Source organism: Lacrimispora sp. (genome assembly GCF_031982545.1).
Lineage (GTDB): Bacteria > Bacillota > Clostridia > Lachnospirales > Lachnospiraceae > Lacrimispora.
In genome coordinates this window covers 278,082-294,004 of sequence record NZ_DALYXB010000008.1, presented here as the reverse complement: position 1 = coordinate 294,004, position 15,923 = coordinate 278,082, and the positions used below count along the sequence as shown (strand labels likewise).

At 31.9% G+C, this 15,923-nt stretch carries 9 protein-coding genes and 1 pseudogene; 1 reads left to right on the top strand and 9 read right to left on the bottom strand.

Translation table 11 applies throughout. From position 1 onward, the window contains the following. Positions 1-86 precede the first annotated feature (86 nt). From ABS301_RS15600 to ABS301_RS15575, 6 genes are all read right to left on the bottom strand, one after another. Positions 87-380: a hypothetical protein gene (locus ABS301_RS15600; RefSeq protein WP_349673093.1), complete on the bottom strand. Its 294-nt coding sequence runs from the start codon at positions 378-380 to the stop codon at positions 87-89. Between the two features lie 518 nt (positions 381-898). Then, on the bottom strand, positions 899-4,366 hold the full coding sequence (locus ABS301_RS15595) for a DEAD/DEAH box helicase (protein ID WP_349673092.1): 3,468 nt from the start codon (positions 4,364-4,366) through the stop codon (positions 899-901). After that, complete coding sequence (locus ABS301_RS15590; protein ID WP_349673091.1) at positions 4,356-5,183, bottom strand: Hachiman antiphage defense system protein HamA; 828 nt, start codon at positions 5,181-5,183, stop codon at positions 4,356-4,358. The genes ABS301_RS15595 and ABS301_RS15590 overlap by 11 nt, the downstream gene beginning before the upstream one ends. A gap of 134 nt (positions 5,184-5,317) precedes the next feature. Continuing rightward, a complete protein-coding gene (locus ABS301_RS15585) occupies positions 5,318-6,358 on the bottom strand; it encodes a hypothetical protein (protein WP_349673090.1) in 1,041 nt (346 codons plus the stop codon). Positions 6,359-7,014: 656 nt separating this feature from the next. Beyond that, positions 7,015-8,976, bottom strand: coding sequence for an ATP-dependent DNA helicase (locus ABS301_RS15580; protein ID WP_349673089.1), 1,962 nt, complete (start codon positions 8,974-8,976; stop codon positions 7,015-7,017). Positions 8,977-9,378: 402 nt separating this feature from the next. Beyond that, positions 9,379-10,593: a hypothetical protein gene (locus tag ABS301_RS15575; RefSeq protein ID WP_349673088.1), complete on the bottom strand. Its 1,215-nt coding sequence runs from the start codon at positions 10,591-10,593 to the stop codon at positions 9,379-9,381. 228 nt (positions 10,594-10,821) lie between these two features. Between ABS301_RS15575 and ABS301_RS15570 the strand changes: the two are divergent. Further along, positions 10,822-11,764, top strand: a pseudogene (locus ABS301_RS15570) (IS30 family transposase). Between the two features lie 156 nt (positions 11,765-11,920). Here the strand turns inward: ABS301_RS15570 and ABS301_RS15565 are convergent. From ABS301_RS15565 to ABS301_RS15555, 3 genes are read right to left on the bottom strand one after another with little or no spacing between them, the layout of a single operon-like run. Then, positions 11,921-12,868 (bottom strand): hypothetical protein, encoded by a 948-nt coding sequence (locus ABS301_RS15565; protein WP_349673087.1) that lies wholly within the window; start codon positions 12,866-12,868, stop codon positions 11,921-11,923. A gap of 15 nt (positions 12,869-12,883) precedes the next feature. Continuing rightward, complete coding sequence (locus ABS301_RS15560) at positions 12,884-13,960, bottom strand: DUF3696 domain-containing protein (RefSeq protein ID WP_349673086.1); 1,077 nt, start codon at positions 13,958-13,960, stop codon at positions 12,884-12,886. Beyond that, positions 13,929-15,233, bottom strand: coding sequence for a DUF262 domain-containing protein (locus ABS301_RS15555; RefSeq protein ID WP_349673085.1), 1,305 nt, complete (start codon positions 15,231-15,233; stop codon positions 13,929-13,931). The genes ABS301_RS15560 and ABS301_RS15555 overlap by 32 nt, the downstream gene beginning before the upstream one ends. Between the last annotated feature and the right edge of the window lie 690 nt (positions 15,234-15,923).

Below are 15,923 nucleotides of genomic sequence, written 5' to 3'. Positions count from 1 at the left end.
AACTATAACTCAAAAAGCTCTAATTATATGGAATTAATTATGACATGGATCTTAACCATTATATAAGGTACTGTTTTATTAAGCGCTTACATATCAGATTCTTCGCCAACATTTTCTTGCCCCTGATTATTTATTTTTTCAATTTGATCTTTCAACAACTTTATATCATTATACATATCTTCTTCCATAATATATCCAGCTGCCCATTGGCAAAAAAGAATTAGCATTGATTCTTTTTGATAAGTTACCGGAATAGATTCTATATATGAATGAGAAAATTCTGATAAATTTACCAGGAACTCCTCCATCTGATACTGAATTATGTTGCTGACAATATTACAATAATAATATACATTAAAATATTTCATCTCGATATTCATAAATCATACACCTACCACAAATTATTTAACTTGTCACACCATCCTATGGATTAGAAAAACCTCACATGTGCTTTATTTCACGGTTCAGACGTATTAAATTGATTTTGCAAAGCAAATTATACGTCATCCTTCTCAGCAATTCTTTCTGTAACCTGCTCTGACCATAAATACTTTTACCTTCCTAAAGAATCTACTAAGCATTTAAGTCAGCAATTTTGCATGACTCATGCCTATAGTAAATTATTATGATTATAAATCGTCATATTATCGTAAATTATACCATATTCCAGATGAGCATAATAGAGTCCGTTTACTTAATTGAAAACATATTAAAGAAAAAACTTTCAAATAGTCTCATGACTAATAGAAAATAAGTTACATTTTCCAGATGAAAAAGGGCTCTGTTTATAACTCTAATTACTTAGCGAAAGGTAGTATAATAGCGGCTATCTGAATTATATTTAACAACATACTGCGATATTGCTCTCTTTATATACTTTTTGTGTTCAATAGTATTCTTATTTTTTCGTAACTGAAACCATAATATCTATTCCTGTAGATTTTTTTCTCTTCTTTTTCACATATCCACTAAATTGCAGCCCATTTAAATCTATTTGGATTGATATTTCCTTAGCCAAATCTCTTGGTACATATCCCAAAAAAATGTCATCATATAAAACCTTAATTGCGAAAGAATCATATGGATTATTATAATCACGTAATAGAATTATTTCTTCATTAACATTTATTTTCTTTGCCAAATCAATACTTTCGGGATAATATTTTATGCCCATGACATTGAAAATATATTCTTTATTATTATCAACATTATAATACTTTCCACTATTTATTTTTTGCGCTGTATTTAAAATTATCTCAATTTCATATCGCACAGCATTATTTAGTATCTCCTTCAATTCCTCTTGTGATATATTTGAAAACCAATGAACAAATATTTTCAGATCATAATTTTCACCAAACTCCTTTTCATAATAGCTACCGATAACATTGGCACTTTCTCTTGTAGGAACACCCAGACTTTTTGCCCATGAGGCGAAAATTTTGTTCGTTCCATGTTTAACAAACGTCGGTATATAATTTATAATATCAATTTGCTCCAGTTCTCTCTTGTCTAAAACATATTTAAAAAGTATAACAAAAGAAGTCACTCCCCAAGAATATCTATATGAAAACATTGTCTCAATAAATTCATTTAGTAACTGGCTTGTTTCTGAATCTTTATCTATTAAGTATGATCGCATTTCATTAATCGGTTTCCCGATAATCCACATTCTAATTAAACTATCAAAAATATCAGCTCTTTTACATAATTCATTTATACTTTGTTTACTAGATTGCATCTCTCTAACATCTTTTATACAACTTAATACTTCGACTATGAATTCCAATACATCAGTCTGGATCTTAAAATACAAATTACCAAAATTACTTTCAATATATTCAATTAAATAAGTACTGCTTTCTAACGAAAACCCTGTTCTTGCGAACGCTTTTCGCTTGTTAATATCATTTGCCGTATTATAAAAACGTTTTGAAATATTTAACAATTCGTCAGCTAATTCATTATTTCTAATTAACTCAGGCTCCTTCTCTAATTGAATATTAAAAAGTGAAGTTCCTATTATTTTTTTTATTACATTTTCATCAGGAGTATCAACGACTTCTTCAACAAGCATTGCAAATAATTGTGGTTCAATTGTTTCTGCTAGTATGTCTCTTAGTTCATCATTCGTAATTCGTCGATTTACTAATGCTTTAACAATATAATAAAAAATACTATTGACCGGTTCAATTTTATTTTCATCAATATAGCTTGCAAATAAATCTTTGTCATTTTCTGTGTTGCACAAATATATTATTTGGCCTTCTGTTTCTTTACCAGCTCTCCCTGCTCTTCCAATTATATTCCAAAAATCACGATTTGAAACGTTATTTCCCTGACTAATATTAACAGAGTGTATAATAATTGTTTTTATTGGAAGATTAACTCCTTGTCCAAGCGTATTTGTAGCTATGAGTAAATTTAGCTTTTTATTTTTATAGTCCTGTTCTATTGCTTTTCTAATAATTTGAGGTAGTACTCCTGTATGTACACCTATACCATGGCTAAGAAATTTTGCTGTTTCACTTTCTTCTCCAAGTATACTAGAGGCTATCTCATAACTTGGCAAATGGGTAAATATCTCTTTATTAACTAAGATTCCCTTTAATTTTGTCATATTTATATATGAATTTGCAACACTATTTGCATTTCTAGGTTGTGCACAAAATATCAAAACCGGACCTTGATCTTCAAATTTAGTTGCTAATTCAACTGCAGTATCTGATTTACTTCTTGTAGATGGGAAATAAGTAGAGTTATTTCTTCTCGTCTCAGTATTTAGAAATGTATATTTTTTACTTTCAATTATACCAGGAACAAATGCATTATTATTATCAGATACTTTTAATGCAGTGTATTCTAGTCGACCTAAATTACCATACCATTCAAATTTACTTATTAAACTCCTTGTTGGTTGCCACTTTTCTCCATCTTTACTCTTTGAATTTATTTTATTTTCATTCTTAATTGCAAGCCATTGAGATATACTCTCAACACTTGAATCAGGCATTACTGCTGAAATAAATACAAATGATACTTTGTCTCCTAGTTTATTTTTAATTCTGGTAATTAAAAATTCCATTAACGACGCTCTTGTATCTACATTACCTAATACATGCCCTTCATCAAATATAATATTGGAAACATTATCAAAAAATTCTGGCATTAATCTTAATATAAGATCGACTTTTTCAGGTGTTGCCACTAGTACATCAGCTTCATGAATCAGTAGGTTATCAAATTGGTCCAATTCATAATTCCCGATAATCGTAGATACTATAAACCCCATTCTTCCCAAATGATCATTAAGCGTCTCTTCCACCTGATTTACCAATGACTTAAATGGTGCAATATATATACATTTTTTGCCGGCTGTTTCAATTAAATGATTAAGTATAATCATTTCTGCAATAAATGTTTTACCTGCACTAGTTGGCATTTGGATAATATAGTTTTTATTCTCTCGCAAAATCCCTTTTTCTATTGCTTTTAGTTGTGAATTCCAGAATTCTATAATAGAAATTCTTTCTTTAGGAGGTATTATTTTCGCATCCCGATACATATTATGTCCTAATAATTTTATGTACCTTTCCCATATTTTATTAGGCAACTTACCTTGTTGATAAAAAATATGAGGAATGCTTTTATTTTTCAATAATCTATATTTAGCTCTAAGCAAAAAGAACAATTGACTAAACATCACATCACCAGAATACATACACTCCGACAAAGCTAAGTTCATTCTTTTTTCAATTAATTCATCAAATTCATTTAATTCAGAAAGACTTGAAACATTCGATCCATTCAAAAAAAAATCAGACAGCATCGAAAACATCTCGCTACTATTTTCAATTTCTCCTTTATTTGAAAATCTCATACTAATTTCAGATAAACTCTTTAATTTACTCAACATAAATAATTGAATATTAGCTAAAATATAGTTTTCATCTTCATAATTATGGTTTTCATCATCCAATTGATATATATTTTTTATTAGGCATAATGCGTTAGCATGATATCCTGCGATATCATAACATAATGAAGATATCACCGCACAATACTCTTTATCATACTCCGTGGAAGTGTAATGTAGAACTTCATAAATACGTGCAGCATAATGTATTGCTTTAGATGATTCAAAATTATCAGGTTCATGCATAAGAATTTTACATCCATACGAAACCAATATAAGTGCTCTTCTCCATAAATACTCTTCGCTATATTTTGGTTCAAAATTTGCCCCTATTTTTTTTGCATTCGCTTGGTAATAGTAATTTGATAGCTTACTTTCTTTTAGAATTTCACTTATTTCTGTTTTCTTTTTATTGATATAATCTTCTATCGATTTACTATTATTTTCCATAAACAACCTCTTCTGCTATCTTTTCAACTCGACGATATGTCTCATCAATCAAGTTTTTCATATTGTCTATCAAAAGGATATTGATATACACATCATCAAATTTGACTATTTCATCATCAAGACAGTCAAGAATATCACTTTTCCAAAGTCCTTTTTCCATTATTATAAATGAATGATAATCCATATTTATTGAATTGGGTTCTTTAATTAGTGCATCATATTTATCTGACATTTCAAAATCCTCTTTTTCATAGTAAAAATTCGAAATAAAATTTAACATATCAGCAAAAGCCTTACTACTATTGTTATATATACTCTCGTATGCCTCGATTCCAATTTTTTTCTTATATGTAATTCGTGTCTTTGATTCATAAAGAATTGCTTTAATCAAATTTTTACTGACATCTTCCTCAAATGCTAGTACATCAATTCCTAATAGCGACTTCTCCTTATTCAACTTGTATCTAAGTTTTCTAACCGGTGCATTAACTCTTCTCATATCTAATGCCACACATGATGTTAACACTTCACCCCAATCACCTTGTCTGACATTTTTATTTAGTTGACGTATCTTTAACGCTACCGAAGTATCAATCGCTGGGAAAATATTATTTTGAACGTGAGATATGAGTTTACTTTTAGGTTCATGTTCGAACATTCTTTTTAAATGACGAATGTCCCTAAATTGCTGTAATAATGATAATGCCAAGTAATTTTTTACATCATCATTTATTTTCATTTGCTCATTAATATCGATAATAGCAAATTTGTATTTATGACCCAGTCTTTCAGTTTGGTTCAACCAACTATTTATCATAAGTTTTAACCCCCATCATTATAATACTTAATCACCTTATTTCTGTACTATACATTTTCAATACCAGTTTGAACTATCAAAATCTTCAATTTGTGTTTCTTTTCTCAGCGATGTTTTAGGTATAACAATTAGTCCTATTCTGATCCTTCCTTTTGTACATCGCTATTAAATCCAATTTGCCAAAAACACATATCAATTATTTTCATTGGTGGGTACTCCACACCGTATTGGCTTATCTTCAAACGTACAGCTTCAAAGTCGTCATAATAATATTCATAAAAATGAAGCAATTCTTGAATAGAACGCTTAGAAAACTGTGCAGAAGTAATGCAGATGCTGCGAAGTCCTTCTTTAAAATACCGGTCATACGCCGGCACACAGCCAAACACTCCCAGTAATATTTTTGTTATTAACGTATCAGAGGAATTTCGACCATTTTGGTTTTCTAAATCTGTTGTTTTTCTACGATAAATTTCCGAGATTTTGTGATAGAATTCAAATATACAATTTATGTACTCGTCATTGTGTGCAATTTCTAGTATATTTTTACTTTTTAAAATACGAAACCGTTCGTTAAGCATCAATTGTACAACTTCAAGATGTACCTTATAGTCCTTTTGAAGCAGAAACGCTGCACCTCGAAACATTCCCCAGCTTGCTAAATAGTTAGAGAGGTGTAGACACATTAAGTCGATGGTTTCGGCATCTTTCGCGGAATGATTCTTGGCAAAGAAAGTATAGCAGTGCTCCCATGATCGGTATCGGTGGTTCTCTATTGTTAGAATTTTATCATGAAATAAAAGTGCATTTTTAAGCAAAAGAGTAATATCAACCTGCTCCCATTTTGAGATGTTAGAAACTTCAGTAGATTGATAACCAACACGACCTTTTGTTAATATTACTGGAGGCTCCGGATGTGTGGGTACTGCAGCATCCAAGTAATACCTGAGTTTTAAGGTGGTACTGTTACCACTTGGAGGTGTGACCAGAACATCATATTTTGAAAAACAGGAGATGCTGCGCATTGCATCACAAATTGATTTAGGTATGTTGCCCAAGCCCATTTCCTTCTTGATATCTCCGGCACGAATATCCTTTATTGTGTGCCCATCTTCTTTGGCTTGCTGAAGAAGATGAAAAATATACTTTCTGATTTCCTCTGTTTGATTGGCCATCTATCACACCCCCTCTGATTGGATTTTTATTTTAGGATTACATTTGTGAATAACGAAAAGTCTCTATAATAGTTATGATTTCTTATGCGTTTATCTAGGGATCATACACATATTTTCACATAAATAATAAAAATTTAAAAAAACAGACTCCCAGAACATTCTGCAAAAATTCCGAGAGTCAATACTTCTTCAATATATTCTATGCGTTTGCTTTGATGACATTTACTTAAGATGTTAATCCATATCGGCATAATCAGACATTCAAACTATTATTTTCAATTAATATCAATTCCTTAGAAATTAATTTATTGTAGCTACCTTTATTTTACCATATAGAGGCCATAACGTATATTATCACTTGTTATTTTACACGACAAATTTCGACACAAATCTCACAATGTGTTGAGACTGCAAAAAGAATTACCAAAAGAGGCAGTTCGTCCTTGATAGTCAAACTTTTGTTTCTAATATATTTTATATTTGGAAGCTTAATTTCTATTATATCAGTGTATCCATTGGCACAAAAATAAAAAAGCCAAGTTTAATATTATCTTTCTATTTGCTTAGCCATTCAAAAAGAACTTCTTCATATACACCAGTTTCCATTAATCCATATTCAAAATAAAAGTTCTATTAAGTTTCTCTTCAATCATAACTCATTTCAGCCCTTCTATCCCCCTAATCTCCGCTCCAAAAGGTAGTGCTCCCATCACAACTTTTCCCCAAGGTGTTCCTATAACAGAATCTAATAAGACGATTGCGCCTTTATCTTCCTCTGTTCTAATTAACCGTCCACATCCTTGTTTTAATTTAAGTCCCATCTCAGGATAATCAACTGTTATGACGGGATCAAATCCTTGCTCTCTTGCCTCTTTACGTTGTACTTCAATAAGAGGATCTAGAGCTGGGAAGGGCAGCTGCCAGACAATTAGCAAGGTTAATGCATCACCTGGTACATCGATTCCTTCCCAAAAATTTGCACCAATCAATACCGAGAATTTCTCCTCTTTAAACCTTCGTACAAGATGCCCTCTCTCCCCTTTATCTTCCCACAGAATATCAAATGGAAATTGATATCCTTCCAATCTCTTTCTGATTTTACGAACTTCCTCCATCGAATTGGTAAGTACGAGAGCTCTTCCCTCATTAATGTTTAATAGGGATACTAATTTTTCAATGCCATGGGTAGATTTTTCTTCTAAACTGTATGAGGACTGTGGTAAGTAGACAACAACTTGTTTTTCTAAATCAAAAGGACTTTTCACCGTAGATTTGGAAGGTTCCTTTAATCCAAGCGTTCGTATAAAATAATCAAAATCTCCTTCATTACTTAACGTTGCTGAGGTAAATATCACTGGTAATTCTTTCTGAAATAAATGTCGGTTTAACATCTCATTTAAATTCCTAGGAACAACCCAAAAACTACCATCCCCTCTATCAACCCAAGCTATCATATCTGTACTGTTATTTTTACAGAATTTGTCTAGTGCCATTATGGCTCTTTCAATTTGCCCTTCATATGCTTGTATTTGGTTTGCGGATAATGACTCTATATATAGTTCTTGTTCAATCTGCATCTCTAGATGAAGGTGATCTAATGCCTTTCGAAATCCTTTATCCGTCTTTTGCAACGTCTCATCCATACGAATGGATAGTCTTTCTGAGCTTTCTGCAATTATCACAGACCTATTTAAATTTTCGAAAAAGTCATAAGAAGCCTGTTCCATTGCAGTTGCTACTGAAACCAATGAATCTCTTGCTCCCTGTACTTCCCCAAGGGTGAAGACTATATTGTCAATCTCCTCCTTGTTTATTTGTTGTCCTGCTTGCATGGCTGCTGGTAGCAGTATTTTATGCCCTTCATCGAAGATAACTGCAGAATAATTTGGAAGTATGGGCAATTGTCCATTCGCTAATCGTTCTTCCCTTGTCCATAAGTCATTAAAAAATGTTTCATGATCTACAATAATTAAATCTCTCGCAAGTCTATAATATTCTCTTGCCTTAACAAGTTTGCAATATCCACGGTTCATGCAAATATCGCACGACATAGACTCATTCCAACTAATCCTCTTCCAAATATGATCTGGTACGGTAGATATTTCTGAGCGTTCACCTAATTTTGTTTTATTTAACCACTGATTAATCTCGTCCGACATCATATCAAATTCTTCTAAATTTTCATTTACTCGAACATCGCATATATACTGACATGAGTCTTTTGCCATCCTAGCATCTATCTCTAATCCAAGTAACCTAGAAAGGGTTTTAATATCCCCCGTGTCACCAGCAAGTTGTTCTTGAAGTACTGTACTAGCACACGCAATCACTACAGGTTTTCCACTAAACCTAGCATAGGGAATTGCTGATAATAAATAAGCAAATGTTTTGCCTGTTCCAAGTCCAGCTTCCGTTAAGTGAACTTTTTTGCTGCAAACAGCATCAGCTATCTGAAAAGCTGTAAATATTTGTTCGTCCCGAACTTTGTATCCATGCTCAGGAAGGATATCATACAAAACGTCACCAATCCATTCAACTAATTTAACTTGAAAATCTTCTTTATTACCATAATCAAAGGGCTCTTTTACCCTTGTGTTAATTGTACACAATGCACACATGTTTCTTTTTCTCCTATAATTTACCTATATCATCTATATTCTTCACTAAAAATCAGGGCAAAAATCGGGCAATTTCTATGCCTGATTTTTGCCCTTTTTCACACTGAAACTGCAACATATCGTGGTTTCAGTGTTCTATTTATCATTTTTACCACAACGTGTCATTAGAATCACTGTCTCTACGTGAGTTGTAAATATAATAATGATGGTCCAAAAAGCTAGCAGTCCCTTAGAGTAAACCTTAACGTTGCAATGCTGACCTCAGTTTTAGAATAATCTTAACAAAATTATTTTGCAACAAATACCTCAACTTTTATTAGCACTAATACATACAACTTATCTCTTTGTAATATCAGCCGTTGCATAACTAACTGCTTCGGCAGCAACAGATTTCCTAAATAATTATTTAACAATAATCATATTTATTTTATATTCTAAATCAAATATAAGCTTTTTAACTATTTCCATGTCAAAGGGTCTTCTTTCCTTATTCCGCAAGTCAATATAATAATCACTAAGATCGATATCAACTAACAATCCTTCTAAGTTGTCATTATTAATCGGTATCGTCAAATTATCATATAGTGCACACCGTTCAATCGTAACTAGTTTTACTATGTCAATTAAAGAAATATCAAATGTAATGAGGGAATAAATACTACTTTTCATATTACTCTTAGGCGGATTAGAATACATACGTTCCAGATATCTCAAATGAGCCAAATCCCAAGCCATTCCTTTTATAGTATCTAATATTTTTTCTGAGTTTTTCTGAACCTTACGAAAAAAATAATCAATCCGTGTATCATGAAGAAAATACAATATCCCGATCATTGATTCTCTTTGTAATACAATTCCTAATTCCTCAAATACAAAATCTAATAACTTTTGAGTTCTATATTTAGTACCTTTCTTTTTATAATTAAATTCAATGAAGCATATATTAAGTAATAGTGCATAGATTGTCTTATACATATCAAATAATGATTCTGCATCTTGATTTTCTGAATTCATTAAATGAAAGCTATTATCTGCATTAAGTTTCATTTCATGTTCAGTCAAAGTATAGATAATCCTTTTGTTTTGACAATATTCATTTATATCGATTGCTTTAAAACGCTCAATTGCCAAAAGATTTTCGTAAACTTTGATAAAATCCATATTTTTAGACCATCTTGAATTTTCTAAAAAATAAAGAGATGTATCAAAATTTAAATCATTTGCTAAAAGATAGTGCATAAATGGGTGAAGGCGTTCATATACCAGCGTAGAATCTTCTGTGACCACATTTCTTAGATAACTAACTGCTTGGGTGTCTAAAGCAATACAAACATCTACACCATATTCAGCTTCTCCTCCTGAAGAATACATTTCTTCGCAAATACCTTTATCTAGTATAAAAACATTTGCTTTTGATTGTAAATTAACTATCTCAAAATTTTCAATGGATTGAGTTTTATAATATGAGGGCATCTGTATCCCTCCCTTATCTATAAAATATATAAATTTACAATCTGCTAAATAATTAAGATTAACCAGATATTTTAGATATGCTTCTAATGGATCTTCAATACTCAAAAACAGATAAATAGATTGCATTATATCATCATCTACCAAAACATAACCTCTTTTTCTTTAGTCTATTTAAAGTCGTATCTTTATTACACTATCTTATTCAATTCTTCTATTTCGAGGGCATAATTCAATAGTAAGTGCTTTATGGAGCGTTTACTTGATAGATTGTAAAATGAAGTGCGCCACCCAAAACGGGCATAAGAATAGCCCACAATGAAACTTTCGTGTAGAATGGAGTTATCGAGACAACATTCAAACGGAGGCAACATTATGAGCTATCACCATTTTACCACATTTGAACGAGGAGGTATACAAGAATTATTAAAACTCGGTTATTCCCACAGAGCAATTGCACAAAAGCTAGATCGGCATCGTTCCAGTATTGACAGAGAGGTTCGCTGTAATATATCCGGTACCAGCTATATTGGAGAAACAGCTCAGTCCTTTTACCAGACTCGCCGTACTCGCTCTAAACCTAAAGGGAAATGCACTGACGATTTAGTTAATCTTATTACATAAGCTTCAATCAACCTGGTCACCCTAACAAATCGCCAATACGGTAACGTTGGGTATTGTCAGTTTCAAAACCATTTATAACTGGCTCTATTCCGGCATGCTCTCCGCAATCAACGTGCAAAATTTACGGCAAAAGGGAAAGCGCAGAAAGGCCGAGAAACGAGGAAAATTCTCCATGGGAACATCGATTTCCCAACGTCCAAAGGAGGACAAAAGTAGAAGTGTCTTTGGTCATTGGGAAATTGACAGTATGGTTTCTAGTCGTGGAAAAAGCAAGGGTTGTTTCGCCACTTTTGTAGAACAAAAAAGTCGGCTATATACCGCATTCAAGACACCAGACAGGACTGCTGGATCTATGCAAACAGCAATTACTACGCTTTACAACACATTACCATCAGGCGCATTTAAGACGGGCACAACTGACCGTGGTAAAGAGTTTGCCTGCCACGTAGCTATAAAAGAGCAGCTAGGATTGACGCTCTATTTTGCGGATGCCTATTCCTCGTGGCAACGGGGAAGCAATGAAAACGCGAATGGATTACTGCGTCAATTTTATCCCAAGAAAACGAATCTGGCTCTGGTTCACCAAGAGGAATTAACGAACAGTCTATTTCTTATTAACTCTAGACCTAGGAAATGCCTGGGCTGGAAAACCCCTATTCAAGTTTTTCTACACGAGTTGGCGCACTTGACTTAACAATTCATCAATTATATATTTCAATTTAGTTTTGCTACCAGTTTACATTTTGTATAATGGTCTTTAAACTCATAACTATCATAAATTTTTTAATTTTTGATTCTCTTTATTATAAACCATAACATTTGATTCCAATTTCTGCATAGAATCATACAACTATATACGCATTTTTGGCTCGCTAACAGTTGGCAATTTTGTAGTCAAACTACATATTAGTCCTTTTTGTATATCTGCATCAGGAAAAAAATAGATTCTTCCTGGAATATTTCCGGTGTAACGCATATGATAGCTCACAACAATTTCTTTCCCATCAAATTCATATGTATGCTGCTTTTTGAATCTTTTTAGTGTTTCTTTTGACTGAGGCGAAACGCTTTTTGTTGGGAACGCAGATTCATCAAATACTTTCCCACCCCAACTCGAAAAATAACGTTCTAGTTCAAGTAACTTATTACATATTATTGAAACATGCTGTACTTCCACAGTATGTATTATTTGTTCTACCGCTACTTGGTTAAATACTAATGATGGAAACAAAAAATCCAAATTCTCTAAAAGTTGTTCAGGAGTAACAATAGAATTTATTTCTCTTTTTCTCAATTTTTGTAGTTCATCATAATGTTCTGATAGCTGATTTTTCTCTGATAGATTTAATATATAGATATGAGATATTTCATCGTCTACTAATGAATACATTTCACAATCTATTTTAAATTTTCTCCAATAAGCATCATGCGTAAAACTAATACATATTCCCTTATTTTCATATGCACCAAGTAATCCCTTTCCCTCTCCTCCCCTATTGCATCTAACTTCGATCTCATCATCAAATATCTCTTCTAAACTTTGCTTATCACATATGCCAATATATCGTCGAATCAAATCTCTATCCACTTCAGAATCATTTCTCCATTTCGATATAGGATAGTCATTTGCAACAACTAAACGATTTAAATCTATACATGTTGTTATTCCTCGTTCAAAACCATGTTCCTCTTTAATTGCCTCATTATAAGTCAAAACGAACCCTTTAATTGCATCTCTAGCACCATAAATATCTACAAGTTCAGGATTCAATGAAAGTTCATTAAAAATTAATTTCACTTTAGTTCCCCCATATTATAATATCTCATCTAATGCTTTTTCCCATTCATCAAAAAATCCTTCTGGCCAATAATCGATTTTTCCATTTTCTTTTAGGATTGGGGTTTGCACCGTATGCATTATTTCCTTATCCTTTTTTTCCTTTGAAAAGTAAAACAATTTCACATGTTTATTTGAAATCAATTTATTTTTTGTTGCAATCCTTATACCATTGAGAACATGATCACTATGTGTCTCAACGAATATTTGAGCTCCACTTGCTGCACATCTAGCAATTAACTCACCCATTTTTCTTTGTCCCTTAGGATGTAGATGCGCCTCTGGATTTTCTATAATTAAGGTAGTATTTTCCCTAGCTTTTATTAATGCGACAATAACAGGTAATATGTACGAAATTCCGAATCCAACATTTGTCGGTCTATATAATTTACTTTTTTCTTTCTCTATATAGTAAAATCCGATTTTAGCTGAGTCGGTATTCTCTAGTTCCATTGCATCGAGTTTAACATTAGGAGATATCTCATTTAACCAAAATTGAACTGCTTCTTTAATTGTTAAATTAGGTTTAATGCAACTATCCCAGGTTATTTTCTCATCTTGCTTTTTTGATAAATAATGCGCCGTGAATTGTCCATTTATTCCCAATTGAGCTTTAGTTTCAATAAAAAAACTTGATTTTGGATATGTAACTTGCGGAGACATTCTTTCTGCATTTAAATATTCAAAATCACCATTTAAAAAAGAGATTTCTTGATTATTTATAAACTCAACCGGTAATACATCTAATTTTTCATTATATTTAATACTAATCGAAAACTCCATACCTGAATCATCAATTTCAATTTCAATTATTTCTTTATCTGCATCTTCATACAATACATCTTTTCCAACACCTAAATTAACATAATTTCCACTTAAACAAACATTTTGTGGAATAAAATTTTGCTCTTTAGATTGTTTCATCAATAACAATGCTTGCAAAGTAGTTGATTTTCCCATCCCATTCAGTCCAGAAAAAACATTAAGCTTACCACAATTTATATTTAAATATTTGAAGCACTTAAAATTCTTTATTTTTATATGACCTATCATTTAATATTCTCCCCACAAATTTTTCTATTATTTCAATTCTTCTTCTTACAGCAGTTATTTTTCCACTTCCAATCGAATCTATAAAGTCTATGTCTTCTGTATTCATCTTAATATATTCTTTAACTAGATAGTCTTTATTTAAAATCAAAATATTCAAATCCTCTTTTGGATACCTTGCTAACACACATGTCCATGTTTCAAATAATGCTTTACTAATAGGTCTTCTCTTATCCAAATCAGGCATACGTCGGAATGCAAATTTTCCAAATATTGAATAGCAAGCTTTTAATGTTGTCTTTAACAGTTCTTCAACATTTTTTTCATAAGTATCATTATAGTTTTTATTTATATATTCCATAGCTGAATTCAAAAACAATTCAATTGAACCTTTATACTCTGATACCGTTAATTCGTAAAATCCAACAAAACGCAGAATAAACTCTCTGTCTAGCATTCTATCTGTTTTTACAGCGTAGCTGGTTGCTTCTTTGAATTCCTCACAATCTGCTACTCTCTTAAGAAATTTTGTTGCACGTCCTTGGAAAAGGGCATGTCTTATTTCCTGAGGTTCCAGCTTTATGCCCCCGGTGTTAATACGCTTAAATATATTATATTTTAGGTTTATTGGAGCCCCTGGATTAATAATGTATGTTATTATTTGCGTTTCTTTCATTCTTCTAATATATGCCCGTGGCATATCATCAACATTAGTTTTTTCTAGCTCTTTTAAAAATTCCAATCCACTTAATGATAACTTCTTATCAACAAAAAATCTCTTTAATGCTGTTAGCCTCTGCAATCCATCTATTACTATCCATTTTTCACTATTACTTCCGTCAAAGTAAAATGCAGGCAATGGTATTCGTAATAACAATGACTCAATCAACTGACTCTGTTGTTGATCACTCCACAAGCCTGCTTTTCGCTGAAAATCTGGTAGCAAATCAATTTCATCGTTTTCCAATCGAGCTATTAACATATCTAAGGAAAGTGGCTTTGGTGATATATCTACTTTATTTGTATCATATGGCTTTATTTTTTCCAAATCTTCATTTTCTTCATCCATATTTTCTATGTCATCTTCACCTGAATTAATTATTATTCCATTACTCTCAAGATATTTCTTATACTCTCTTTTATCTTCATTTTCATTTTTCAAATTATATATTACATCATTATAAAGAGATTCACTGATCGTTCCATCTCTATACTTCATTCCAATATTTACTAATTTATCTAATTCATGTTTGCTTTTTTCTGAAATATTCAGCATTATTTTGCTCTCCTTGCATATTTTTATTAATACGATGCATAATATTTAATGAGGTGATACTGTGGATTATTATATCGAATTAAAACTTGACCCAGATTTATTTAATAATATACCATATTACTTTTGGTGCATAGTTAAAAATACAGAATCCTGTTCTTTTAATGTTGGGCATGGTTGGTCTAAATCAATTCTTCTAGCTTCTGATGATGCATATAACTACTTTCAAAACTCATACTTATCAAAAGTCGACTAAATATTTTTGTTTATTGTAATTCCATAAAATTATTGTATAATAATTTATGTAAAAAAGCAATTGAGTGCTTGATATAAGACTTAATTGCTTTTTCAGTGACTGGAGCGCTTTACTATCTTCTACTCCACCAATTATAAATTGCTTCTGCCAATAAGGATTTAAGTTCATGACGGCCGGATTTGTAGGCTTTGTAAGGAGATTTTATTGCTAATGAGAAGCATTTCTCTCTCCATACCTATTATAGCCAATTGATCTCTTCCAGGGTTTTCGGCCTAGAAAGCAGTGACTCACAGAGGCAATGATCTACGGTCTAGCTATACCTTTCCTGTTTGTCTTTTGCCTCAATGGAATATGGCTTATATAAAAGCCGAATTTCAATTTTTTCACAAACACTAGATCCAATGGGTTATAAACTGCTTCCCTTAATCCATATACGC

Bases quoted from the DNA above. Each gene is read 5' to 3' on its own strand.
- ABS301_RS15600 (WP_349673093.1), bottom strand. From the start codon at position 380: ATGAATATCGAGATGAAATATTTTAATGTATATTATTATTGTAATATT.
- ABS301_RS15595 (WP_349673092.1), bottom strand. From the start codon at position 4,366: ATGGAAAATAATAGTAAATCGATAGAAGATTATATCAATAAAAAGAAA.
- ABS301_RS15590 (WP_349673091.1), bottom strand. From the start codon at position 5,183: ATGATAAATAGTTGGTTGAACCAAACTGAAAGACTGGGTCATAAATAC.
- ABS301_RS15585 (WP_349673090.1), bottom strand. From the start codon at position 6,358: ATGGCCAATCAAACAGAGGAAATCAGAAAGTATATTTTTCATCTTCTT.
- ABS301_RS15580 (WP_349673089.1), bottom strand. From the start codon at position 8,976: ATGTGTGCATTGTGTACAATTAACACAAGGGTAAAAGAGCCCTTTGAT.
- ABS301_RS15560 (WP_349673086.1), bottom strand. From the start codon at position 13,960: ATGATAGGTCATATAAAAATAAAGAATTTTAAGTGCTTCAAATATTTA.
- ABS301_RS15555 (WP_349673085.1), bottom strand. From the start codon at position 15,233: ATGCTGAATATTTCAGAAAAAAGCAAACATGAATTAGATAAATTAGTA.